This window comes from Nonomuraea candida, from assembly GCF_000725485.1.
In the GTDB taxonomy this organism is placed as follows: Bacteria; Actinomycetota; Actinomycetes; order Streptosporangiales; family Streptosporangiaceae; genus Nonomuraea; species Nonomuraea candida.
The window spans coordinates 1-270 of record NZ_JOAG01000188.1; the positions used below are offsets into that span (position 1 = coordinate 1).

Annotated in this window: 1 protein-coding gene; it reads right to left on the reverse strand. The window is 70.4% G+C overall.

Translation table 11 applies throughout. From position 1 onward, the window contains the following. On the reverse strand, positions 1–270 hold a 270-nt coding region (locus IO39_RS53795), incomplete at both ends, for an alpha/beta hydrolase (RefSeq protein ID WP_157549837.1).

Consider the following 270-nt stretch of genomic DNA (forward strand, 5'->3'; position numbering starts at 1 on the left):
ACCCAGCGGGCGACCGTCCAGACCTGCTCGAGCGCCACCGGATAGCGATGCTCGGGCGAACGATCGTACTCGGGGAAGACCACCGCCGCCCGCGCACCGGCCGCCAGCTCGCGCACCAGCCGATCGTGAGTGTGAGCATTGCCGAACACCCAGCCCGCACCATGAACGTACACGATCACCGGCAGATCGCCGCTGCCGCCGGCCGGGCGGACGACACGCGCCCTGACCTGACCGGTCGGACCACCCGGCACAGTGATCCACTCCTCGTCC